The sequence below is a fragment of the Treponema bryantii genome, assembly GCF_900113965.1.
Lineage (GTDB): Bacteria > Spirochaetota > Spirochaetia > Treponematales > Treponemataceae > Treponema_D > Treponema_D bryantii_A.
In genome coordinates this window covers 344691-369431 of sequence record NZ_FORI01000001.1, presented here as the reverse complement: position 1 = coordinate 369431, position 24741 = coordinate 344691, and the positions used below count along the sequence as shown (strand labels likewise).

The window sequence follows — 24741 nt, the reverse complement described above, 5'->3', positions numbered from 1 at the left end:
TTACTATTATAACTTAATATTTATAAAATGCAAAACATTATTAGTAATTATATCACTTGTATACATTTATTAAACATTTTTATTCAACTTTTTTTATTTGACTAAAACAGATAAGCAGACTTATAGTTAAATATGGACTTAATTCTGACACCACAGGATATTGCTGAATGTATAAGTGCCCTGATTGCTCGTAATAAATTATGGAGCAGAAAGAGAGTTTATCTATACTTTATAGCAAATAAAACGGCTGGCTGTTTTACAAAACCAGCTAAGGCCGAACATCTAAAAAGATATTTTTCATCTGTTATTTCTGATATTTCAGAACTACCGCAATGCGTTGAATCTATTTCCTATAAGATTTTTTCCACTGAATATGCAGGCCACGCCAAGGATTTAACAAAATCTGTTGTTTCCCAGTTAATTGCAAGTGATGCCCCGGATTGCGAAAATCTTATTGTAACTGCAGGCGGAGACGGTACTTCTCTCGAAGTTCAAACCACGCTTTTCAAGGAAGCCATGCAGGGACCTAAGCATCACGATGCAATCACAAATCATATTACAATTCTTCGTCTCCCTCTTGGAACTGGTAATGATGGAACTGATGGTCATAAAATCGAAGAGACTATTGAGCTTTTGAAGGGTGGCCTTGTTTTTGCCAACGACCGCGCTGTAAGAATCTATCCGGAGAAGGATGTTGATGATGAAGCAATTGCTGCCTCTGCCGGCAAAAAAGATCCTGCCAAATATGGTGACCCGGAATTCAGAGCGCCATGGTATGCCTTTAATATTGCAAGCCTTGGTCTTGATGCTTACGTTGTTTATATGACTAACACCGTAAAGAAAACGCTTCCGGGTAATTTCTATCATCTTTGTGTTCCTTTAAGCGGTCTGGTTTACGACAAGCACTTTCCTCTTGGTACAGCAAAAATAGAAATGTTTTCTGAAGGCGGAGACAAAACCGGCGAGATTTCTGCTCCAATCACCCTTATGGCTTTTGGTGCTTCCGGCTATAGGGTTTACGGCGGCCATAAGGTTTTACCGGATGAAAATAACCTTTGCGTTGCGCCAAAAATTTCCCTCTGGAATCTGATAAAAGAAAACCACCGCTTTGTTGATGGTTCTTTCAAGGGCACTCCTATTGCCTCTCTGCATTCTGCTGCTAAGGTTCGGCTTTCTTATGACAAATCAATTTTGATGCAGTGCGATGGCGAAACAGTTATGCTTACGCCGGCCCACTTCCCTCTGATTATTGAGCTTACCGAGCCATGTCTGCGGGTTCTCAAACCGGTAAGTTTGTGATAATCTAAGCGCGTCATGGAAGAATGCTTTTACAAAAACGGACTCCACTTTGAATGCCAGCGCTGTTCTTACTGCTGCGGACATTCACCGGGATTCGTATATCTTTCTAAAAGAGATTTAATGACACTCTGTGAACACTTCAAAATGAGTGTTGCTGATTTTGTTGCAAAATACTGCCGCTGGGCCGACTACTATTACGGAACTCAGGTGCTGGCTCTTCTCGAAAAAAAGAATTACGATTGCATTCTTTGGGATAATGGCTGCTCTGCTTACGAAGCCCGCCCGATTCAGTGTTCAACCTACCCTTTCTGGTCCTGGATGATTGCTGATGAGAAAACCTGGAACGAGTGCGCCGCAGAATGCCCCGGCATGAACAAGGGCCGCGTGTGGCCCTACGAAGAGATTGAAGCCAACAAAAAAGCCTATCTGGACAACGTTCCCCTCCATCGTGAAGAGGTAGAAGCCTTAATTGCTGCCGAGAAAAAGAGTGTTTAATGGAGCTGCAAGGCGGGCTGAATCAGACCATCTTGCGGCAGAAAACTCTATTCTAAGACCGTCTTTTCCTTTTGTAAGTGACTCTGGAATCTCAAAAAGCTTAAAGAACTTTTCTTCTGAACCATCACAGGAAAGAATGTAATCTGCAATAAGTGTGTCGCCGGATTTGATGATAATACGTTTTCCGTTATCGTCTCTGAGGAAGTTGCACTGGAGGTAATTCTTTTTATCCGGATTTACCTTGCAGACGTAAGAGAAGCTTCCTCCATCCTTTGCATAGCGGGTAAGCTCATGAGGCTGGCCCACAGAACCGGTTCCAGATTCCTGCATGTATGGAGCAGTTGTTTCGTTGCCCTCTGTCTGAGTTCCGTAGCCTACACCAATTCCCTCAATAAATGTATATTTTGCAAGTTCCTTTTCCGCATCATCAGCTTCTGTCTGCTTTGGAAGCTCTGTAACATAAAGCCAGTAGATTCCGTAGCGCTGATTATTGATGAGGTAATATGGAGAGAAAGTCAAATCACCTGAATCACCAAATCCAATATCATGCAAAACAAATGTAAGGCTGCCAGGCTGACGCTCAAAATGCTCGTTGATGTTTGAAAGGAAATCTTCTGTGCTCTGGGCATTTTTAATTAGGATATATTCCGGAGCGATTGGCTTGAGGCCGTTTGTGCCGCCGTAGTTTCCGTTGAGAGGAAGTGAGATACCACGGATGATTTTGTTTGCACAAACATCGCACTGAACCCCAACCTGGCGGAGGGACATTTTGTCGTCGCGACCGAGTTCTGCTGCAAGAACAACCGGACCATACTTAAAGGCTGCTGCCTTCGGATTATCAGGCAAGGTGTATGCGCGGATTTCCATTGGAAGGTTTAAAGTGATTGTGTCGCCAGACTGCCAGTTTCTCTTTATGAAAAGGTAGCCGTCTTCTTCGGCAAAGTCTTTTGTGTCTGCATCTGCATCATTTATCAAAAGTGAAGGTGTGGCTGCAGTCCAGTCTGGGATGCGGAGGGCAAGAGTAAAGTCAGTAGCAGCGGAATCAGCTGTTGTCTCCACTGTGAATGAAACCGCCTCCCCCATCGGAATATCTGATTTCTGGCTGAGCTTAATTCCCTTTGCTTTCCAGTTTACAGTAGAACTGAAATACTGGTTCACAAGCAGGGTCGAACTTTCATCATCATAAAAAAATATACTGTCGCCAAGCTTGGTAAAGTTTTCAAGACCGGTTCCTGTACAGCACCAGAAGTAGTTTTTATTTACATCAGAATTACAGTAGGTTTTAAAACAACCGGTAGCCATTGGCTGGAAGTAGGTTGTCATTCCTGTTTCGCGGTTTACAGAAGCCAGAATCGAATTGATAAAGGTATTCTCATAATAGTCTGCATACTTGCGCTCTCCGGTCAGCATAAAAAGAGCACGGGTAAGCTTAAGCATATTGTGTACATTACAGGTTTCGCAGTTTGTATTGCTGCGTTCTGCATCAAGAATATCATCCTTTCCAAAGTGCTCGCACTCGCTGTTGCCGCCGGTAATATAAGTGTGATGCTGTGTAACAAGATTCCAGAAGGCCTTGCAGTATTCAAGATATTGCTTCTGTTCTGCTTCAGATGCGCTGTCGCCTTCTGCCTTCAAAGTAAGACAGCGGTTTACAGCACCAACAAATTTTGGGATTGTTGTATTTGCATGGCGGTTGTTCAAAATATTGGCATCCTTTCCCTTAACTGCCGGCGCCGTAAGAATCTCCTTAAAAAGATATTCTTCATCAAAGGTGTGAGCCACCTGCTTAAAATGATCTGCCTGAGCATAGCCGGCTGCCCTTGCGCATTTGTAAAGCTCGTAAAGACAGTCATTCATTCCGCCGTATTCAACAGAAAGCACTCTTTTTCTTGTTTCTTTAGACCAGCCGCAGATTCGCTCGTACATCCATTCGCCAAGTTTTTCGGCAACTTCCAGGGCCTGCTCTGCAGTCTGTCCTCCCGCAAGTTTTGCCGTCTCCACAAGACCGTTCATAATCTTATGCATTGTGTACCATGGCACCCAGGTATCAGCCTGATTTCCTTCTTCCAGCTTATCAAACTGAAGTTCCGGCTTTGCAGGATCTGCCATAGTTGCACCAAAGATAAAACCGGCTTTCATGCCCGACCTGTTGCCGCTTGCCGCCTGGCACTCTGCAAGCCCTGCAATCAAGGCTGCAAGACGCTGACTCAGAGTCACTCCGTCTATGCCTTTACAGTCCCCATAGCCGCCTGCTACTGCCTGAGCCGCAGCCGCCAGATAATGTCCCAGAGTGTGACCACCAATTCTGGTATTTTCCCAGCCGTTGTATGGCCCGCTGGCTTTATTCTTCAAGCCGGCTGTCGCACGGAAATTATATAAAAGACGGTCAACGTCAAAGGTGTTCAGAAAATCTACATCCTTCTGAGTTACCTGTGTAAAAAATTCATCTTCAAGAATTACATCTCCAAGTCCAAAGGGTTGAAGATTGGTTAAACGTTTAACTAAAATCATATTAAAATCTCCTGATTCTTTCTCTTTCTCCTGACGGCAACTCATAAACAGAATTGCCGTGCAAAGAAACAGAAGCAGAAATCTCCTCTTTTTAAGAATGTACATTATTATATTTTACGCTTCATATATAGATAACGCAACCATGCAGTTAATGCACTCAAAAACCAGACAATGCCTACAGACCACCAGCAGCCCCAGACGCCGATTGCCGCAACCGCACAGAGGGCCACCGGAACTACAAAGCGGCCCACGACCTCAGTCACGCCGTTTATCAAGGCAAAGGTCGCGTCGCCTATACCGTTGAGCACACCGCGCACAACGTAAATCACACCAAGGAAGATATAGAACCAGCTGGTAATTCTCAGAGCTTTTGCACCCATCTCAATTACCTCAGGCTCCTTTACAAAAAGTGCCGTAATAGGACTTCCGAAAATCTGAATCAGAGGTATCATCACAATGGTAAAAATCGCCATCATAATCATGCTCTTGCGGTAGCCTTCAATAATGCGGTCATGCTTTTTGGCTCCGTAGTTCTGGCCGGTATAAGTTGAAAGAGCAGTACCCAGAGTTCCATAAGGCTGGTGAATCAGCTGTTCAATGCGGCTTGTCGCAGTAAAGGCCGCAACCGCCACAGGTCCAAAAGAGTTTACCACACGCTGAAGAGCCATGCAGGAAATTGCAATCAGAGAGAACTGAAGAGAAAGTGGCACGCCAAGTTTTACACAGCGTCCAAGAATCACAGGATTCACGCGCCAGTCCATCCTAGTCATCTTAAAATATGGATTTGTCTTAAAGGCAAAAAGAAGACAGAGCGCACCACAAATCATGTTAGAAATCAAAGTTGCAACCCCGGCACCCCATACGCCCAGCTTGAGGTTGTAGACAAAAATCACATCGAGAACGCCATTGAGCAGGCAGGAGAAAATCAAAAAATAAAGAGGTGTCTTGGAATCACCCAGAGCCCTCAACATGGAAGAAGCAAAATTGTAAACCGAAATCATAACGATGCAGACACACATAATCTGCATGTAGGTCTTTGAGTCGGCCAGAATAGTTTCCGGAGTGTTCAGAAGACGGAGAATCGGGCCGGCTGTAAAAAATGCAATGGCACCAATTGTCGTTGGAATCACAAGCATGATATAGGCAGTGTTGGCGATACAGTTTTTTACCTTGTCTGTGGCACCCTCGCCAAAAAAGTGGGAAGTAACAATTCCGCCACCCGCGCCAATTCCGTTACAAAGAGCAAAAAAGAAAAAAGTGATTGAACCGGTAGCCCCAATAGCCGCCAGCGCATCAGCTCCAATGAACTGACCGACAATCACCGAATCAACAAGATTATAAAGCTGCTGAAAAATGTTACCAATCAGCATGGGCAAAGAAAAAGCCAGCAGCAAACGGACAGGACTCCCTTCCGTCATGTTTACAGTATTATCTCTCATACTAATGCAGATTATAGCACCCCGCCGCCCCGTGGAATTGTATGATTATATAGAAAATGTGTATTAAACCTCCAGCATCTCGGCTACGGAGGACTGCTTGCTGATTTTTTCTTTGACGCGGTCCATGCAGGCAAGAACATCTTCTTTTGGGATAGTGCAGAAAAGTGAAACGAGGTAGGTATCCAGCTGCTTGCCTTCTACCCGCTGCAGAATCTCGATGGCTTCTTCGTAGGTCTTGCCTGGCTTGTAGGAACGGGCCATAGTGATTGCGGAATAAGTGTCTGCAACGGAAATGATGCGGGCGGCAAAAGGTATTTTATCGCCGGGAATGCCGTAATAACCGGAGCCGTCGATTCTTTCGTGATGGAATATAATCCATTCTTTTATGAGGTCAAAAGATTTAAGCGGTCGAAGAATCTGCACGGAGATTTCCGGGTGGCGGCGCATCACATTCCATTCATCGGGATTCAAAGAAGCCGGTTTGTTGAGAATTGCCTCTGGAACACCGAGCTTTCCAACGTCGTGGAAGAGAGCGGCATACTTAAGGTTTTCTTCATTTATTCTGCGCTTAAAGCCGGCCGGAAGATTTTTGTAAATCAGCAATGAAAGTTCCTGAACGTGAAGACTGTGACCGTTAAGGTTTGGGTCGCGGGCTTCTACAATTCCAATCAGGGCCTCGGAAATAGAAAAGGCAGAGCTTCTGATTTCTTTTGTTAGGTTGAAAATCCAAAGTAGCACGGTCGTAACAAAAACCGCGCCGGCAAACAAAAGGATTCCCACCCAGACTGTCTGAACCTTTACAAAAAATATAATCAGATAAACTACACAAAAAAGCAGAACCATTTCGAAAATCAGAAAGTCCAGAAACTGGCTTCTTCTGTTTTCTGTAACGTTATGCCTCTTGGTAAGGATAAAGCGTATATCAATTATCAGGTTGCAGATTTGTAAAACAAATCCCAGCAGAATCAAAGTCTGCCCTAAAATGAACATAAGACAAGTCTAATACCAAAGTGCTAAAAGTCAAGGAAAAGTCATAGAGATCCTGAAACAAGTTCAAGATGACAACTTTTCGTTTGAAAATGACAAATCACCAGAAATACAGTATAATTAAAGAAATGAAGCCACGTTCAAATACCACAAAGGGTATCTTTTTTATCATCTGCTCGGCATTTTTCTTTGCGCTCATGGCCGTTTTTGTGCGGCTGGCGGGGGATATTCACTTTGTGCAGAAGGCTTTTTTCAGAAACGCGGTTGCCTTTTTAATTGCCCTGGGCGGTACTATCCGAGATGTGCGCCACAACGGCCGTGAAGCAATTCGCATTCCTAAGGGAGCGCCGCTTTATCTTTTCCTGCGCGCCTTTGCAGGCTCGGTTGGTGTATTTGGAAACTTTTACGCAATCGACCACATCCTTCTGGCAGACGCAGCAATCCTCAATAAAATGGCACCTTTCTTTACAATCATTTTTTGTTTCATCATTCTTCGTGAAAAAATCAAACCGGTACCTCTTGCCTGCATTCTTGTTGCCTTCTGCGGTTCTATCCTGATTGTAAAACCCTCCTTCAACTTTACTCAGATGATTCCAACCCTTGCGGCTTTTATGGGTGGAGTAGGAGCAGGCCTTGCTTATGCAAGCATCAGAAAACTAAGCTACCTCAAGTGCAACGGTAAAATCATCATCCTCTTTTTCTCTGCCTTTTCGATGATGCTTTCTGTGCCTTACATGATTACAAGCTTTAATCCTATGACACTGCAGCAGACCTTGTTCCTCTGCTGTGCAGGCGCTTGTGCGGCTGGTGGCCAGTTCTCAGTAACTGCGGCTTATTACCATGCACCAGCCAGTAAAATTTCTATTTACGATTATTCTCAGATTTTATTCTCTACATTATTTGGACTGGTTTTCTTTGGGCAGTTCCCGGACTGGATGAGCCTTGCAGGTTACATCATCATCATCTCTATGGCGATTGTGAATTATATTTACACTCACCGCCATACAGAAGAAAACCCGGTGGTTGCATAAATCCTTAAAATACTATAATTTATTTGAACCTGCAGGCAGTTCGCAGTCCTTCCTGCCTGCAGCGACACGTAAACGCTCGCTGCAAATCAAAACCAGGTCAATTCTATTTTTTGAGGTCATTTAAATGAATGAACTTTTTCTCGTTATCACACTTTTAGTGTCTTTTGGTGGAACTCTTTTGTTCCTTAAGGTTTTTGGTAAAGGCGGACTCTTCGCCTGGATTGGTATCTGTACAGTTCTTGCAAACATCGAAGTTACTATTCTTGTACACGCATTTGGAATGGATCAGACATTGGGTAACACACTTTTTGCTGCTACCTTCCTTGCTACTGATATCCTCAGTGAAATTTATGGAAAGAAAGAAGCAAATAAGGGCGTTCTTGCCGGAACTTTCACAAGTCTCAGCTTTATCCTTTTGAGCTTTATGTGGGTACGTTATATTCCTGCAGAAGGAGACTGGGCAAGCGAATTCGTACGCGGTCTTTTCTCTAACACTCCACGTATGCTTCTTTCAAGCCTTATCGCTTACGTAATTTCTGAGTTTATTGATGTTTCACTTTACCACGCATGGTGGAAACTTACAGAAAAGAAAACAGGAAGCCACTCAAAAATGCTCTGGTTCCGTAACAACTTTTCTACATTGATTTCGCAGTTTGTAAACATTGTTCTTTTCAACTTTGGTGCATTCCTCGGAATCTACAGCTTCAAAGAACTTTGTGCCATCACACTTTCATGCTACGTAATCTACATTGCAACAAGTTTGCTTGATACTCCGTTTGTTTACATAGCAAGAAAGATTACAGGCAAATACGTTGAAGACTAAATAAAATTTGTCCAGACATGATCTTCTTTTTCAGGTAAGCCAAACTGCTTCTTTCCAAGAGCAATAGACTTGATAAGGAAGCTCATGTTGCGGGCAAGTACACGGAGGGTCTGCATACCTTCTGCATCGTCAGCAGCCTCGCCAGGGGCTCCTCCGTGAATATTATTCCAGTACTGACTTGAAGCAATAGGCATTCCGCTTATTGTAAAAAACTTATTCAAAACATCAAATGAAGCAGTTGTACCACCACGACGGGCACAAACAAATCCTGCACCAACCTTCATAGTCTTATCAAAATGACTGCTGTAAAAAAGACGCTGTAAGAAAGCCTGAACGGTTGCATTTGGAGCAGAATAATAAACAGGTGAACCTACAACAATACCATCAGCTTCTTCAAACTGCTTTGCAAACTCATTTACAACATCATCAAAAACACACTTACCAAGTTCGCTGCATCTTCCACAGGCAATACAGCCGTGAATATCTTTTTTTCCAATATTTATGATTTCAGTATCAATGCCCTGTGCATTAAAAATCTTTTCCATTTCACACAAACCAAGCAGAGTATTACTCTTTGAACGTGGACTTCCATTTACTAAAAGTACTTTCATATACACCTCTCATAAAATAATCTATTAAAAAGATAAGGGGTATAAGTGATTTTTACAATGTTAAAATCTCTATTAAAAAAGAATGTTTCTGCGTTATACTACTTGCAGCGAGGGTTTTATGCGTAGAATTTTCTTTTTATTGATTTCCGCACTTCTTTTCTGCTCTTTTTTAGGGGCATATGAACATCCATCTTTTGAACCGCTTTTTTCTATTGAAGATGTTTTTCACACCAACACAGCTCCGGAAGTTTATTCAGCAGATGAAGTTTTTGAAATGGGAATGAGATTTTCTGAATGCACTCCGGGTAGTGAAACCTGGCAGCGCTGTTTTGAAGCTTTTCAGAAAATCAAAGCAGAAGTAACCTCGAAGGAAATGCAGGCTCTTTCTGAAGAAGAACGTGGCCGCGCTATCTTAAAATATTTATACCGCGACTATCTGAAAAAATATTCTTTGAATCAGACAAAGCTGAATGTTGCAATAGAAAACGGCACCTACAACTGTGTTTCTTCTGCCGTGCTTTACCTTGCCGCTGCAAAGGCCGCAGGACTTCAGGTTTGCGGACAGCACACAACGGAGCACGCATTCTGTTCTCTTTATGTTCCTTCAGATGTAGAGGGCAAAACAAAGAAGATTGATATTGAAACAACAAACCCTTATGGCTTTAATCCTGGAAGCAAAGAAGAAATTGAAAACGAAAGTCAGATAAAAAAATATTATGTGGTTCCAAAAAAATATTACGCAAACCGCAAGCAGGTAAGCGACGGAGTTTTTACAGGCTTAATTGCAGGTAACCTGTGTTCAGAGTATATCCAGACTAAAGATTATTTTAGGGCCGTGCCGCTTGGGGCTGCCCGCTTTGATGCTGTACGTACGGAAGAGTCTGTGGGCTCAGCCTTTGTGCGCAGTGAACTGGATATTCTTCCGTGTAATTATATTAATGTTCGCCCGGACTCTGCTGCCGAATATGACTCAATGCTTGAATGGTTTACCCAATTTATTGAACGCTGGGGAAACAATGATTTTCTTCAGAAAAATATGGATACCTGCTTTAACAATCTTTTTGTACTTTGTATTCAGGAAAAGAATCTTTCTCAGGCAGAAGAATCCTACAAAAACTTGAGTCCGTATGTTTCAAAATCTCAGTTAAGTAAAGCGCATGAAACTCTGGCAGATATTTTTATTCTCTCGAAGACTCAGGGACAGACCTACCGTGAACAGCTTACGACAATTGCCAATCTGAAAATTTCTGAAGCTTTTACAAGCGCACAGCAGAAACACGCCGACCTCTATCTGGAAAATGCGTGGCTTGAAATCTTAAATGAATATATGAGAAACCGCGACTACACTACCGGCTATGCAGAGTCTCAAGTGGCAGTTCAGCAGTTACCGCAAAGTTCGAGCATCAAAAAAATGAATCAGGGCTTTTATTCAAACTGCATTGCGCTTATTCATAATGAATTTGCAAAGGAAGCAAACAAGGGCCGCTATGAAAATGCGTTAAAGATTCTGGAAAAGGGCCTTGCAGAGTTCCCGGGAGATAAAACTCTTACCCGCGACCTGAACGAACTCAGAAAAATCATTGGAAACCAGGACCATTAAATAGTCTCTTTAACAGGATAAAATTTCCTAAATTTCGGGATATGGTTTATAATAGATGCTATGAAATGTATCAAATGTGGCACAATGCTTCCTGATGAAGCTCATTTTTGTTTTAATTGCGGATATCCGGCAAATGAAGATATAAAAGTTTTACGCTCATGTGAAGAATGCGGTAATGCGCTCAGCACTATGGATAAATTCTGTTCGCGTTGTGGTGTTCCGGTTCGCGTTGTAAAGGAAGGCGATGGCGCCGCCCAGAGCTCGGAAAAGCCTCGTGTTGCAATCGGCAAAAATCCTAAGATGATTTTGATTCCTGGTGGACAGTTTGTAATGGGTGGCGGCTCTCACAATAGTCTTGTAACTCTGGTAAGTTTTTATATGAGCGAAGTACCTGTTACTCAGATGCAGTACGCCCACGTTATGGGAAAAAATCCTTCGAAGCTTGAAGGCGAAAACCGCCCGGTTGAAAGTGTAAACTGGTGCGAAGCAATCATATACTGCAATATGCTCAGTAAGCTCAACGGTCTTATGCCTTGCTACAGCATTGGTACATCAACTGATTTAAGCATGTTCGAAGCAACCAGCCCTGTATGGAAGCGCATTAACTGTAACTTTACTGCAAACGGTTTCCGTCTTCCAACTGAAGCTGAATGGGAATATGCTGCCCGCGATGGAAAGACTTCTACTCCAAATCCTTATGCAGGAAGCCAGAATATTAATCAGGTTGCCTGGTATGGAGAAAATAGTGGTATCACAAGTCATGATGTTGCAACTAAAGATCCTAATGGTCTTAAGCTTTATGATATGTGTGGTAACGTTGCTGAATGGTGCTGGGACTACTACGTTCCAAACTTACCGAGCGGCGCTCAGACTAACCCGCACGGACCAAGCACTGGCGACATGCACGTAAAACGCGGTGGAAGCTGGCTTGATGACCCTCAGCAGTGTACTGTTTTCTACCGCAGTGGAAGTGCACCAAACGGAAAGAGCAGCAGCCTTGGCTTTAGAGTTTGCTGCAGCGCCCTTGGCGAAACAATGTAATTAAATTATAAGAGGAATAAAAATATGACTATCACAGAAAACAAAACAGCTAATTCTCTCGAACTCGTAATCAGCGGCCGCCTTGATACAGGTACTGCGCCAGAACTCGAAGCAAAGCTTAAGCAGATTGCAAAAGATACTCAGACTCTTTATCTGAACCTTTCAAATATTCAGTATATTTCCAGTGCGGGACTCCGCGTTGTTTTACTTGCTCACAAGCTCATGCTTCCAACCGGCGGTAAAATGATTATCCGCTCTCCATCTGCCTTCACAAAGCAGGTGCTCGAAGCAACCGGTATGGATAGTATTCTTACGGTAGAATAATCTTCTTCCTGAACTTCAATCTGTTTTTTCCGCCAGAGTATTCATACTCAACTGAGTCCATAAATTTCTTTGTAAGGAAAATACCAAGCCCGCCGATATTACGCTCTTCTGCACTGAGGGTAATATCCGGGTCTTCTTTTGCCAGCGGATCAAAAGGTTTTCCTGCATCACTAAAAATCACTTCAAGAACACCCTTATCATCACCACCATATTCAAACACACAGGAGATATCAGCTTCTTCTGCACCAGAGTAATGCGCAATATTTACAAAGATTTCTTCCACAGCTAAATCAATCTGATTCAAAACCATCATGTCACAACCAGCAGGAAGAGAAGAATGAATAAAATCATTTACAGCCTGTAAACTTTCATCAGATGCCTTTACTTTCAGCTCCATCATCTCTCCTTGCTAGAGTCCTTTGTACAGCATTTCAAGCATTGTAATATCATCAAACTGAGGCGCATCTTTTACGAATGCGTTTATGTCATCGCGGACAATTCCAATTACCTCGCGAGGGCTCTTATCATCAATTGTCTGCATAACCTTGAGCAGGCGCTCTTCACCATAAAGTTCATTCTGAGCATCGGTCGCTTCTGTTACGCCGTCTGTGTAAATAAAAAGTCTGTCACCTTTGGAAACCTTTATACTGTGAGTTGTGTACGGAATACCTTCCATTCCGGCAAGCATAAGATTTGGCTTTGTTTTCAGATATTTGATTTCGCCATTCTGAACAATAATCGGAGCGTTGTGTCCCGCATTTGCAAACTTAAGTTCCCCTGTTGAGATTGTGAGAATGCCCATCCAACAGGTAACAAAAAGTCCACTCTCATTACTCTCACACAAAATTGTATTTACATGCTCAAAGATTTTTGCAGGGTCAAATTCATGTGCCGCAGTATCTTTCAAAAGAGTTTTTGTGATGACCATGAAGAGGGCTGCCGGAACTCCCTTACCACTAACGTCTCCAACAACAAGAGCAAAGTGGTCATCATCAATCATATAAAAATCATAAAAATCTCCACCAACTTCCTTGGCAGGCTCCATGCTTGCGAACAACTCTACTTCAGAATGATTTTCATAAGGCGGGAAAACGCGAGGTAGCATTTCTGCCTGAATCTTTTTTGCAACGTTGAGCTCCGCGCCAAGTCGTTCCTTTTCTGCAGTTGCGTGTGTAAGGTCTATGATGAAGCGGTTCAAATCATCACTCATTTTTTCAACTGATTTTGCGAGTGTACTGATTTCATTATGTCCCCGGACTTTTTTAAGCCCGCCAGTTAATTCACCATGATGTTCTGCAAGATGGCTTGTCTCATAAGTAACAAGAAGAATCGGACGGATAATTCCAAGATAAAGGAAGAGAGCGTACAGAGCAATAAAGAGTGTTGTAAGAATCAGCGCCCATATAATTATTGATTTTAGGAAGCGTCTCTTATACTCTTTGATTTCGTGCATTGGTTTTACAACGCTTACAATGGCGCAAGGTTTTCCGGTTGTGTCGAGAAGCGGCACGGCACTGGTTACATGGCCGCCGCCTTTCTTATAAGAGAACATGCTGTAGTTGTCGCTGTATTCAAGAACGTCGCGTAGCTTGCCTCTGTAATAATCATCCTTTTTTTCGAGAGACTGTACATAACCAAGCTCAATAACCTTGCTGTTTTTTTCCTGATGATTTACTGTATCGAAAACATAAGTGCGCGACATATAATCTGGCGCAACCTTTGTTACATAAACATAAACAAGTTCCGAAGCTTCTGTGATATCTATAAGGCGTTCGTTTGTTTCATACCATTCATCATCGGCACCGTTTTCAATCCAGTAATCAATTTTCTGACTGTTTACATAAGTTGCCGCTGTCTGCGCAAACTGCTCGGTGACGGTTCCGTAAATAACTTCAAGTTCGTTTTTGAATTCGCGGTATCCATTGTAGCTGTTCAGGACGCACATAAAAGCCCCAAACACCACAGCCCCAAAAATCAGCTCAAGCCCAAGCACCGAAATCCGAAACTTCTTTTTCATCAAAAAACACCTCTCCACCAATTATACAGCATAATTAGTGGAAAGAGAAATTTCTTGAATTCTACTTCATCTGGGCGGTTTCAAGACAGGTACCACTGGTTGATTCAATTGCGTAACCGAGAATTGGGTTTGCAGTTCCGTTACCGTAGATGTTACCATTTGTAGTTCCGCTTGAGTTATCTTTTGTGGTCTTGGTTTTAGAAATCGTAAAGCCAGCATCATCACCACGAACAATGGTTCCATTCTTCTTCCACAAACAGATATTCATCTTGTCGTAATAATTTGTAGTAAGAGTCTTAGGACTTGGAACAAGAGAGATTTCCCAGTTTCCGGTAAACATATCTTCGCCATCATCAGTACCTGTTCCCTGTGCCTTATAGTCTGGTGTAGAGCCTGCAGGAACCACGAGTTTTGCTACACAAGGCAGGCGGGCAGTTCCGTTAAAGTAACTGATGTAAGGAATAAAGTTACCACTTGAATCCTTACCAACGTCCAGAGTAATTCGCTCACCGGTAATTGTGAAGGAGTCTACCTTTACAGAATCTGTTGCTTCGTTATACTCTGCAGCAGGTGAATCAAGATGTGCATAACGAAGGCTTCCATCTACATAAGCGGCAATATGAACTCCACCGCCTGAGTCAAGCTTAACGGTACAGTGCTCACCACCTTCTGTAAAGATAACCTTGTTGCCCTTCCAGCCACCGGCAGCTCCGTTGTCTTTACCAGAGGTTGGATTATCGTTGTAAGCATAAAGACAGTTTGTACCATCATACCAGACTGCAACAACTTTATCATGTTCCGCATCGCTTCCAGCCATTGCATCGATGGCAACGTATTTGTATGCGGTGTAGCCGGTGTTATATCCAGAAGGATATTTTTGTTTTTGATGTACAGGTATCTTTACCGTTTCAATTGTCGGGATTAAATACTCACAAGTACCAGAATCAACAGGCTTACCATCTCCACCTTTTATTCGAACAAAAACAGGGTAACCATAATTCTTGATTGCAGCAGCTTTTTCGTCTGTAGCAAGATCGGCAACCTGATAAGTATATTGTCCATACAAAGGATTATTTGCGGCAAAGTTATATTTTAGTTTTGTTTCAGTACCTTCTCCTTCTACTATATAAGCATTACTTGTACCAGATTTGCGTAGATGTTTTACACCATTAACATTTACAAACTTAAAATAATCATTTCCATCTATAACAATAGCATTTTTATCAATCTTTGTTTTTCGATATCTGACGTATTTCTCTTCAGCTGCATTGCCATCATTATCAATTGCATCTACTTCTATTAATTTATCTGCAATATCCTCTACTATAAAATCCGCCTCATTCTTCTGTCCATTACTGTTCAATTGATAATCAGTTCCTGCAATTAAACTAAAGTGATCTGTATTTGCTTCCATATAAGCTTCAAAATCGCCAGTCTTTTTAAAGTAACCAAGATTATCAACAAAATCATCTACATCATTAAGTGCATGATGCGTATCACCTTGGAAAGAGCCTAGTCCATTATATTTACCATTTTCATCAAGAGCAATTTCTGCGCCAGTCAAATATTCTTCATTATAGTTTTCATTTACTGTAACAGTATTATCAATACCCACAGACCATTTTTCAAATGTTGTTGATACTACTTCTGTTTTATTATCTGGTTTTGTTCTTGTTTCTCCTGATACCCAAGATTCAGGAATCGAGCTACTATATCTAAACCTTATCTGTCCCTGCGAACTGTCATAGTACGCAAGATAAACTGCTGTTGTTGAAGTATTTCCTGTTCCATGAACGGTGGTAACCAGCGATGGCGAATAGAATCTTGTTTCGGTAAGTGAATCTGAATCTGGAACAGCGCCTTTTAAAAGCAGTTTGTTTATTGTAGCTGTTGGAATATTTCCAGCCAGATTTTGCATATAACTTGCATCAAAATCCTTTGTAACTCTTGTCCAATATGGAACTGCTGTTTTATTATTAGTTGTCATCTCCTTGCTATAATCTGCATCGCTTTTGCTCCAACCTGGGACTGCCAGAGATTCAAGACGAACAGCTTTAGCCCCCTTGTAGTTTGCTGCTGTATCTGTTCCACTTCGTCCCCAGCGGTTATAGAAATAAGAGAATCGGCCAGCATGTAAACTTCCAGAACCAGGGTTTGTATCAAGTCCAGTTCCTGTTGCATGAGCAAAACCTAAGGCATCATAAGCAAAAGCAATATTATTATAGGTTGCAAAGTTATTCTGCCAGAGACTATATGAATAAATATCTTTTGTCGGATCATTATTTGAATTAGCATCATATTTATCACCTAATCCACCGGCCATAGCAAAATCACCTGGTCCACTTACAAAGGCCAATCCTATCTTTCCTGTTTTTGGATTGATACTCATAATTGGTTCTCGCAATTCACCGCTTCTAGGAACAGCCGCATTACTGTCAAACTGCCAGATATCAATTACAACATCATCTGTGAGCAGGCTGTTGCTTGTACGGTTTGGCATACGGTTGTAGGCGTAAGTTGCCTTGTCTGAATACAAGCTGCTTTCTGTAATGCTGCCTTCGTAGCTGCCGCAGGCATTGTTGTTGTTCAGATTGTTGAGAGTTTCAATGCCGTTTACTGTCAGTGAGTATGGACCTGATTGAGTAAGCGTACTTGCATCCAGCGACACTTCTCCGGTTGAACTGATATTAAAGCCCTTAATTGTGATGGTTTCATCTTCACGGGCAATATAATGACCAAGTGCTGTTCTTGAATATGCCTCGCGGATACTTGATTTAAGCTTTGCAGAGAAGGCTGTTGTAATTCCTGTGATATAAGGTACAACGTCAACCTGATATGGAGAAACTGAACTGCCATTTCCACCGGTAACTGCTGAGCTTGCATCTTTTACTTCAAGGGTGATGCTTACGTTTGCAGCTGCCATGTTATTAATTTTTGAAGTGTCAACCGTATAAGTCCAGGTAACTGAATGACCTGTCTGAAGAGGACCATGTTCATCTGCAATTTCAAGATCAAAGCCTTCCGGCTTTTCTGAATAAGTCCAGAGCTTTTCTGTTTCATTGTATGTTGCTTTTACCAACTTATCGTCAAAAGTAAGCTCGATTGATTTAAGCAGAGTTTCATCAAAAGCCTCTCCTTCAATCTTAATCTTTCCGGAAACTTTAGGATCTTTGTTGTCGCGCACTCCGATTCCATCATCAGTAAAGTTTTCCGACAAATCTGATGGCAGCTCTATATGACCAAGCGCATTACCCTTATTATCATAAACAAGGCTGTTCTTATTTCTGCTTTCCCAATAGAAAGGAGTGATAGAACCTGTTGGAGCTGTATTATCTACAAGATCCTGCTGGAAACGGATATTAAGCACTGACCACTGGCTGTCATTGCCGACAGTACATTCATCGGTTGAATCCCAGAAGCTGAAGGTATAAAGGTTTACTCCATTTTCACCAACACTAGTGCTGAGTTTTCCAAGACCATCTGAACTATCATTCTTTAAGATAATAGCTCCAATGCTGTTATCCTGCTGAGAAGCAGACAGAGTTGCTTCATCTTCTTCAGTTAAGGTCTGCCTGATAGACAAATCAGAAGAAAGGAGCGCTTCAAAATCACTCAAGGCACCTTTATGGGCTGTTTCAATTTCTGTGGCACTTTCTCCTGTAGTCTTAGCGTAATGATAATAAATCTGTCCGTTACCACCAACAAACTCAGGAATTACAACAAGGTCTTTCTTTGCAATCCACCAGGTATCATTTTCGCTTTCTGTCTTTGTATTGAGAGTCCATTTATCTTTTCCAGTCTTTGTGCTCTTATTATCATTTGCATAATAAGTCTGGAATTCTGAATTTGGATCGTCTGCATTTGAACCAAGGACAAATTTATTATCTCTGTTCAAATCAGTTCCAAGCTTTACACTTGTAATGCGAGGAGGATTATTGCTTACGTTTGTCAGTGTTTTTCCGTGATTAGAATTTCCTGCATTATCGAATACTACACAATGAATCTCTATAGGACCATCAGGAATGTGCTTTGAGTCGATAGTTGCATCCCAAGTATAATCTGTACCAGCCTTAATAAAGGACTCGAGCATACCATCACCATCATCACCCTTGATAGAGCCATCACTCTTTTCACTTTCACCGTTATTATCAACAACCATTCCGTATACAAATTCTGCTTCGGTATAAGTACCGCTGCAGCTAGGAGTAAAGGTAATTTCTCCGCTTGTATCACGATCCTTTACATCTTCAATTGTTCTATAAACACCACCAATCTTTACAAGACCACCCTTACGGATATTCTTGTTATTCTTAATCGACTCAGATTTGAGAGTTACTGCTGTGTTCTGGTCTACACTTGCAAGATACAAAACAGGAAGACCTTCACTGTTAATTGAGACAGCCCCATCTGTCTGAGTAGCCGCAAGGTCTACGCAATTGAGATTTGTATTTGTACCATTCTTATAAACTTCCATAGGGTTATAGATACGCTTGTTTGAATGATCTTCTTTTTCACGATAATAATAGAATACAAGCCTGCTGAAACCACTACCGTTTTCAGTTACTTTTCCGGCAAGGGTAAAGGCTGCTCCATTTGAATTCTGAACATAATGCTCAGAGTTCTGTCTTGAAAGCTCAACTCCAGATTTTCCATAAGCATTTTTATAAAGCTTTAAGGTACCATCAGCATTTTTATCTGCAAAGATTGGAGCCTCATTATCAAGATTGATTACAAGAGGATATTTATTATTTCTTGGAGAACCATTTGTGGTATCTTCTGCATAAAGCTCTGTACTCCAGTTTCCAGTAAAGGAACCATTTTTCAGTTCAATTGGAATTGCAAAAGTTATCTTCTTAACTTCACCATCAGTAGTTTCAGTTTTCGCAATAATTGTATTACCTGCAGCTCCAACTACATAAGACAAATCTGTAATATCTTTGCCTGAAATAGTTAGGTTTGCCAGTGAGCCTGTAGTAATAACGACGTCTCCAACAAGATACCAGGTCTCACTTCCGTTGATATACATTCCATTTGAATAATCAAGTTCCGCAAGAGTAGCATTTGTTAAAGCTGTCGTGTTAAGGTTATCAGCGGTAGGAGTAATACTGAATCTCTTAAGCTTGATTTCTGAGAAGTTTGGAACATTATTGTTTACAGAAATATGAAGAGGATTCTTTGTCCAGGCACTATATAACTGTTCATCCTCATCCTTATCATCATCTTTTTCAATTGCTATTGCCCTTACATTAAGAGTTCTGTGATGTTCTTCTGCATTGAGTCCCGTATATCCATTAAGACTCATTGTGTAATACCAGCTCTTTGTTCCAGTTGCACAAATTCCTATTTCTGGCGCACCAGTAAGTGGATTATTCACTCCAGGAATAATTGATTTATCAGGATCCTCAGGATAATCAAATTCATCTGCTTCATAGAGTCCATCACCATTTGTATCAAACTGAAGATAAACTGCAGAAATACCATCATCATCAGCTGCCATTCCCGAAATGGTAATTGTACCACCCATGCTTACATAAGAAAGGCCTGTGACAGTGTCTGTTTTGTCATGAACCGGATAAGTAAAATCAATTGTAGGACGGTCGGCATTAGGGTTATAAGTAATGGCGTTTGTGTTATTATAGCCGACATTACCAACGTTATCTTCAAGACGGAACCATACAGGAATATCATAAAGTCCGCTATCCTGAGCAGTTTCATAACCACTGTAATCTGTTCCTACTTCATAAGTTTCTGCATTGTAACCTATATCTGAACCAAGATTAGCAAATTCAATTTCCCAGCTTGAAGCACCTGGTGTTGTAACCTCAAGCCACTTAGAGGAATCTATTGATTTTGGCTGACTATCCTTTTCACTAAACTTTGGAATATAGTACTTTAAGCCATATTCTGTTACATTTCCGCTTTCATCTTCTTTATAAAGAATTCCAGAGCCGCCCTTATTATCACTTACTCCACCACGATAGTTAACTACACCAGTCTGAGCCTTGCCCTTTGCAGGTTTTACGCCAGTAATTTCATCTGGCGCTGTATTATCTACAATGATAATTCGGCTGATATATCCCTTATTCTCAACTGCGTCTTCTACGGTCACAGTGAGTGTATGCTCTTCTGTGTTGTCCATTTCAATCGGACCAAGATAGTATGTATAAGTTTCACTGTCATTTTCATGAATTTCTTTTATGTTTTCATACTTCAAAGTCTGACTATCTTTATAGCTGATTGAAACCGGCGAAGAAGTCGGCAGGCTGCCAGCTGAACCTTCCAGCTTCTTCATGCCTGTACTTTCACTGACAATGACCTTGGCAAAGAGAGTTTGATAATTTCCACCAAAAGCAATTTTACTGTCTTCCTTCCAATCCTCAGCAGAGGCATTATCTATTACATCTGAAAGGGTAAGAGCAGGCAGAGAATTGTCTCTCGGCTCTGGTCGGTAGAGATAAAGATGCAGGGCTGTTGGAGGATTTGTATCATACTTAAAGCTTATACCTGTTGAATTATTATCCTTTACAATTTCACCCTTATAGAGAATATAAGGCTGACTGAGTGTATCATCTGCGTCGTTTTCATCTTTAGCACAAGTCCAGAAAATTGTTCCTTCTGCATCTTCTACGGCAAAGAACCAGGTTGTTTCACCATCGCTTTCTGTTGAATCAATAGACCAGGAATTTCCGCTGACTGTAACTGGAATCCAGCCTTTATCATCGTTGTCTTCCGGTGCTGTTGTCGGAGGCGCAATTTCTACACCGTTTTTATATTTTGGCCAGTACCAGAATTTCTTAACAGTTCCATCATCATCTCTGATTGAACCGTAAACATTCTTTGTCTTAATGGTTGTAAGCTCTTTACCAATCTGAGAAAGATTAAGAACCGGGCGGTCTGAATCCTGATCAACTGTTACGTTGATAGGAGCTGCATATCCAATATTGCCGGCCATATCTTTTACAGCAACAGTCATGCTGATTTCACCATCTGGAAGCTTTCTTGTATCTATTCCTTTAAAGCTCCAGTTATTTTTGTCATCTGCATTAGCGTCAATTGTGATCCAGCCTGAAGCAGAAAGGTTTTCTGTTGTTGTATTATCATCAGGCTTTGCAGCTTCGCCTGCTTTGTAATAAAGACCGAGAACTTTTTCTATTTGACTCTTGTCACTTGCAATTCCGGAAACTTCAATTAATTTGTTTACACTAATATCTGTATCACCGGCCTTACAAGGAGTTCTGATTTCTGCAGTTGGAGCAGTCTTATCTACATTTACAGTTGCAATTGTTACTGTCTGAGAGTTACCTGTTCCGGCTTTATCCTTTACAGTTGCATAAACACTAACGTTTCCTGAATTTACACCATCAAAAACTGTAGGCTTGATTTCAAGTTCCCAGAAAAGCTTATGATCATCAAACTTAGTGATATCTTTATATTCTGTCCTTATTTCTTTTGTCTTTGAAACTCCGTTTTCTGTATAAATTATTATTGTTTTTGTAACTTCATCCTGATCATTTGTTTCATTTGAAACATCGCCCTTAAAGAATTTGATAGTACCATTTGCTTCAGTTTGTTCAGGGGTAGTTCCCGCCGCAGGAATTTCTTTTCCATTTACTTTTACAGTAATTGAATCGATTCCGGCTGCTGTATCTTCTGCAATTCCATAGATAACAAGATTCTGAGTTAAAGTACTATTTACATAAAGGTTTTCTTCAAAGGCTTTGCCAGGAGTAATTGTCGGATTCTCTGTATCATTGTTCATGACATACATACCATAAACTGTGTAATCATTTTCTCCTTCACCAGTCACAACTTTTACTCGTTCAAGAGCAGCATTTCCAACATTATCTACAGCAACAAGAGCAAGATAGTTTTCTGTATGATCAAAACCAGAAATTGTGGCTTCGTAATTTGTCTCAATCTCCTTTGTCTCTGTTGTTCCATCAGAAAGATTTTTTGAAACATTATATTTTACAGGAGTCTCCAGTGGTTTAAAATATCCATCTGCTTTATACGAGCTTGTAGAAGATGCATAATTATCTTCAAAATTCTTCAGAGCATCTTTATCTGGCTCAGTATCAAATACCTTGTAGTAAATCATTGCAAGGCCGCTGGCATTTGAAGTGTTTTTAATAGAATATGCTTTTGGATCTTCTGAATAAACTACATATTGACCATCATCAAATTTACCACGAATCTTGATCGTACTAGAGTTGCCATAAGAATCTTTAGAATACTTACTACCCGCGCCATTGTTTCCATCACCAACTCTAAAGTAGAGATCTTTTTGCTTAGCATCAATTTCATGAACACCGGCAGGTGCTGTTGTATCAAAGACAAAATTAATTTCAACTTCGTCCGCAATACTTGCGACATTACCAGCAACATCAGTTGCAACAATCTGTGCAGTAACATTATTTGAAAGAGTTGATAACTCTACATCATGGAAGCTAAAACGCGAATCTGTTGTTGTAAATGTTTGTGCAAGGCCAGGTATAACCAGTTTTATATTTTTTATACCTGTATCATCTGTTGCAATACCGCTAATATCACATTCATTTCCAGCTACGTTTCGAACATAATATTTTTTATCTGATTCTTTATAATAAGAATTAGTAATCTGATTAATTGAAACTCGTGGCTTTTCAGAGTCAGTTCTGATTTTTACAAGCGCATCAATAGAAATTACATCTCCATTACGCTTAATCTGATAAGTAAGAGTGTCTGGGAAAACCTTTCCTGAAGGCGCTAATGCATGTAATTCATCATAAGTAAACTCTTCTGTTGTCTGCCATATAGCTTCACCATTAACAACAACCTGCTCCGTTACAGTTTTTACTTTATCATCTTTTCCAAGTCTGTAAATGTCATAAGGAGCTTCTCCACCATTCCAGTTTAAGGTAACGGTATATTTGTTATCAGCATAAATCTCTGTATTATTCCATGCCACTTCTTCTGTAGAAATGTATTCTGGAGAACCTGTAGCAGTTAATTCAATTTTTTCACCACTTGAAACAAGCTGGAATGCATACAAACCTTCTCCAAGTATTTTTCCGTTTTCTGCACCCTGAGAATCGTTTCCTTCAACAATTACTGCATAGAATTTTCCAATATTAAGTTTGTAGTTTTCATCATCAGGATTATCTGGATTCACTTCAAAGTAATTCTTTTTATCAAGAGTTTTAGAAGTCTTAAATTTATATGTCTTTCCAGAGACAGTCATAACACCAACTTTACTGTCTGCAGAAGGTATCTCTCCCTCCGGTAAAGCCAGCACGTGATTTGCAGAACCTTTTCCAATAAGACAAATCTTTGGAGCTCCATCTACAAGTACACCATTTTCATCACATTCCTGAAGATATACACCTACAGTATCAGGCTCAATTGCATAACCATCAAGGCCCGGAGTAATTTCAACTTCAAGATAGCGGTTTCCTGCAGTAAACTGATAATCAATATCTCTAAGAGTCTTATCCGACTGCTTAACAACAGCCGAAGTAACAATATACTTAGGATTATTTGAAGGATTGATTGAGAATTTACTTTTATTTACCTTTGCATTATTCAGAATCTTTTTAACACTCTGAATTTCTGCTGCGGCTTCTGCACCACGAGCATTTTTGATTCCATAAGAGCCGTTGAGCATGCTGTACAATTCAGTGATTTTATACTTTCCCTGAAGCAAGGCCGCAATATCAGTATCCATATAATAAACGTCTGTACTGTTTCCGCGCTTATCTGAATCTGTCTGGCTCGAACCATCAGATGGGTATCTTTGTGAATCATCATAAATTGTAATTGTACAATAACGCTGCTCCGTATTATTCATTTCATCTGATTTGATATTTCCGTTTGCATCTGTATGACCATAGATTGCAGCATAATTTTTCTTCATTACTTCATCATCAGATGCAAAAACTGCTACGTCCTGGTCAATTGTAAGAGGAACATTTTTAAGCTCAATTGTTTTAAGCGGAACTGAATTGCTGCCGTTTAAATCAAAAACCTTCATTTCAATAAGGCTTACACCACTGTCATCCGCAGCTTTTCCTTCAAGAGTAAAGGAACGTCCATAATTATCAAAACCACTCTGACTAAAAGGCACACTAGGACGAGAAAGCAGCATGATTGGAGGAGTATTATCCAGAGTAAATGAGCGGGCCATTGTGGTTGTATGCCCACCATCATCTGTAATTGCTACAAGTGCTTCATAAGTTCCATCTATAATATTATTTTCTTTTGGATTGATTACGATTTTCCAGACACCTTTTTTATGATCATGAGAATCTTTAGTTACTGTTCCAGTAAATGGGTAAGATGTTCTGTTATCAAGACGTACCAGCTCTACACTTACGCCAGAGATAGTACCATCATCTGCCCATGTACCGGTAATAGAAAATTCATCGCGGATTACTGAGTCTGAAGGAGGATTTGTTATTTCAAGAGCAGGTGCTTCTGTGTCTACGGATGCACCAAGACCAATTTCACAAGATAAAAAGAGAAAAAGTGATAATGTCGTTAATAAAGCAATTCTCAGTTTCTTCATAGTTATACCCCACAATTTAA

14 protein-coding genes are annotated in these 24741 nt (G+C 40.9%); 7 read left to right on the top strand and 7 right to left on the bottom strand.

Going from position 1 to position 24741, the window contains the following annotated elements; all coding sequences use genetic code 11:
* The first annotated feature begins 132 nt into the window (after positions 1–132).
* Complete coding sequence (locus BM161_RS01690; RefSeq protein ID WP_074929923.1) at positions 133–1299, top strand: diacylglycerol/lipid kinase family protein; 1167 nt, start codon at positions 133–135, stop codon at positions 1297–1299.
* A 15-nt stretch (positions 1300–1314) separates the two neighbouring features.
* A complete protein-coding gene (locus BM161_RS01685; RefSeq protein ID WP_074929922.1) occupies positions 1315–1794 on the top strand; it encodes a YkgJ family cysteine cluster protein in 480 nt (159 codons plus the stop codon).
* Here BM161_RS01685 and BM161_RS01680 read toward each other — a convergent pair.
* From BM161_RS01680 to BM161_RS01670, 3 genes are all read right to left on the bottom strand, one after another.
* The gene (locus BM161_RS01680; RefSeq protein WP_177206188.1) at positions 1765–4305 is read right to left on the bottom strand and encodes a glycoside hydrolase family 127 protein; all 2541 of its coding nucleotides are present in this window, start codon (positions 4303–4305) and stop codon (positions 1765–1767) included. The two genes, BM161_RS01685 and BM161_RS01680, sit on opposite strands and share 30 nt — an antisense overlap.
* Before the next feature lie 107 nt (positions 4306–4412).
* Positions 4413–5744: an MATE family efflux transporter gene (locus BM161_RS01675; protein ID WP_074929920.1), complete on the bottom strand. Its 1332-nt coding sequence runs from the start codon at positions 5742–5744 to the stop codon at positions 4413–4415.
* A 63-nt stretch (positions 5745–5807) separates the two neighbouring features.
* Entirely contained in the window at positions 5808–6734 is a 927-nt protein-coding gene (locus BM161_RS01670; protein ID WP_083425632.1) for an HD-GYP domain-containing protein, read from the bottom strand.
* Between the two features lie 125 nt (positions 6735–6859).
* Here BM161_RS01670 and BM161_RS01665 point away from each other — a divergent pair, with 125 nt between their 5' ends.
* Both BM161_RS01665 and BM161_RS01660 read left to right on the top strand, forming a co-directional pair.
* A complete protein-coding gene (locus BM161_RS01665) occupies positions 6860–7762 on the top strand; it encodes a DMT family transporter (RefSeq protein ID WP_074930262.1) in 903 nt (300 codons plus the stop codon).
* A 124-nt stretch (positions 7763–7886) separates the two neighbouring features.
* On the top strand, positions 7887–8585 hold the full coding sequence (locus BM161_RS01660) for a queuosine precursor transporter (RefSeq protein ID WP_074929919.1): 699 nt from the start codon (positions 7887–7889) through the stop codon (positions 8583–8585).
* Here BM161_RS01660 and BM161_RS01655 read toward each other — a convergent pair.
* The gene (locus BM161_RS01655) at positions 8582–9196 is read right to left on the bottom strand and encodes a flavodoxin family protein (protein WP_074929918.1); all 615 of its coding nucleotides are present in this window, start codon (positions 9194–9196) and stop codon (positions 8582–8584) included. The genes BM161_RS01660 and BM161_RS01655 overlap by 4 nt on opposite strands.
* A 118-nt stretch (positions 9197–9314) precedes the next feature.
* Here BM161_RS01655 and BM161_RS01650 point away from each other — a divergent pair, with 118 nt between their 5' ends.
* Genes BM161_RS01650 through BM161_RS01640 form a run of 3 tightly spaced genes read left to right on the top strand, consistent with a single transcriptional unit; the run spans position 9315 to position 12161 of the window.
* Complete coding sequence (locus BM161_RS01650) at positions 9315–10796, top strand: hypothetical protein (RefSeq protein WP_074929917.1); 1482 nt, start codon at positions 9315–9317, stop codon at positions 10794–10796.
* Between the two features lie 60 nt (positions 10797–10856).
* A complete protein-coding gene (locus tag BM161_RS01645) occupies positions 10857–11837 on the top strand; it encodes an SUMF1/EgtB/PvdO family nonheme iron enzyme (protein WP_074929916.1) in 981 nt (326 codons plus the stop codon).
* A gap of 24 nt (positions 11838–11861) precedes the next feature.
* Positions 11862–12161 (top strand): STAS domain-containing protein, encoded by a 300-nt coding sequence (locus BM161_RS01640; protein ID WP_074929915.1) that lies wholly within the window; start codon positions 11862–11864, stop codon positions 12159–12161.
* Here BM161_RS01640 and BM161_RS01635 read toward each other — a convergent pair.
* The 3 genes from BM161_RS01635 to BM161_RS01625 all read right to left on the bottom strand — a co-directional run bounded on the left by BM161_RS01635 (position 12148) and on the right by BM161_RS01625 (position 24721).
* Positions 12148–12561 (bottom strand): ATP-binding protein, encoded by a 414-nt coding sequence (locus BM161_RS01635; RefSeq protein ID WP_074929914.1) that lies wholly within the window; start codon positions 12559–12561, stop codon positions 12148–12150. The genes BM161_RS01640 and BM161_RS01635 overlap by 14 nt on opposite strands.
* Before the next feature lie 9 nt (positions 12562–12570).
* Positions 12571–14178, bottom strand: a complete 1608-nt coding sequence (locus BM161_RS01630) for a PP2C family protein-serine/threonine phosphatase (protein WP_074929913.1) — start codon at positions 14176–14178, stop codon at positions 12571–12573.
* A 61-nt stretch (positions 14179–14239) separates the two neighbouring features.
* Positions 14240–24721 carry an Ig-like domain-containing protein gene (locus tag BM161_RS01625; protein WP_074929912.1) on the bottom strand — a complete coding sequence of 3494 codons (10482 nt, stop codon included), beginning with the start codon at positions 24719–24721 and terminating at the stop codon, positions 14240–14242.
* Positions 24722–24741: the final 20 nt, after the last annotated feature.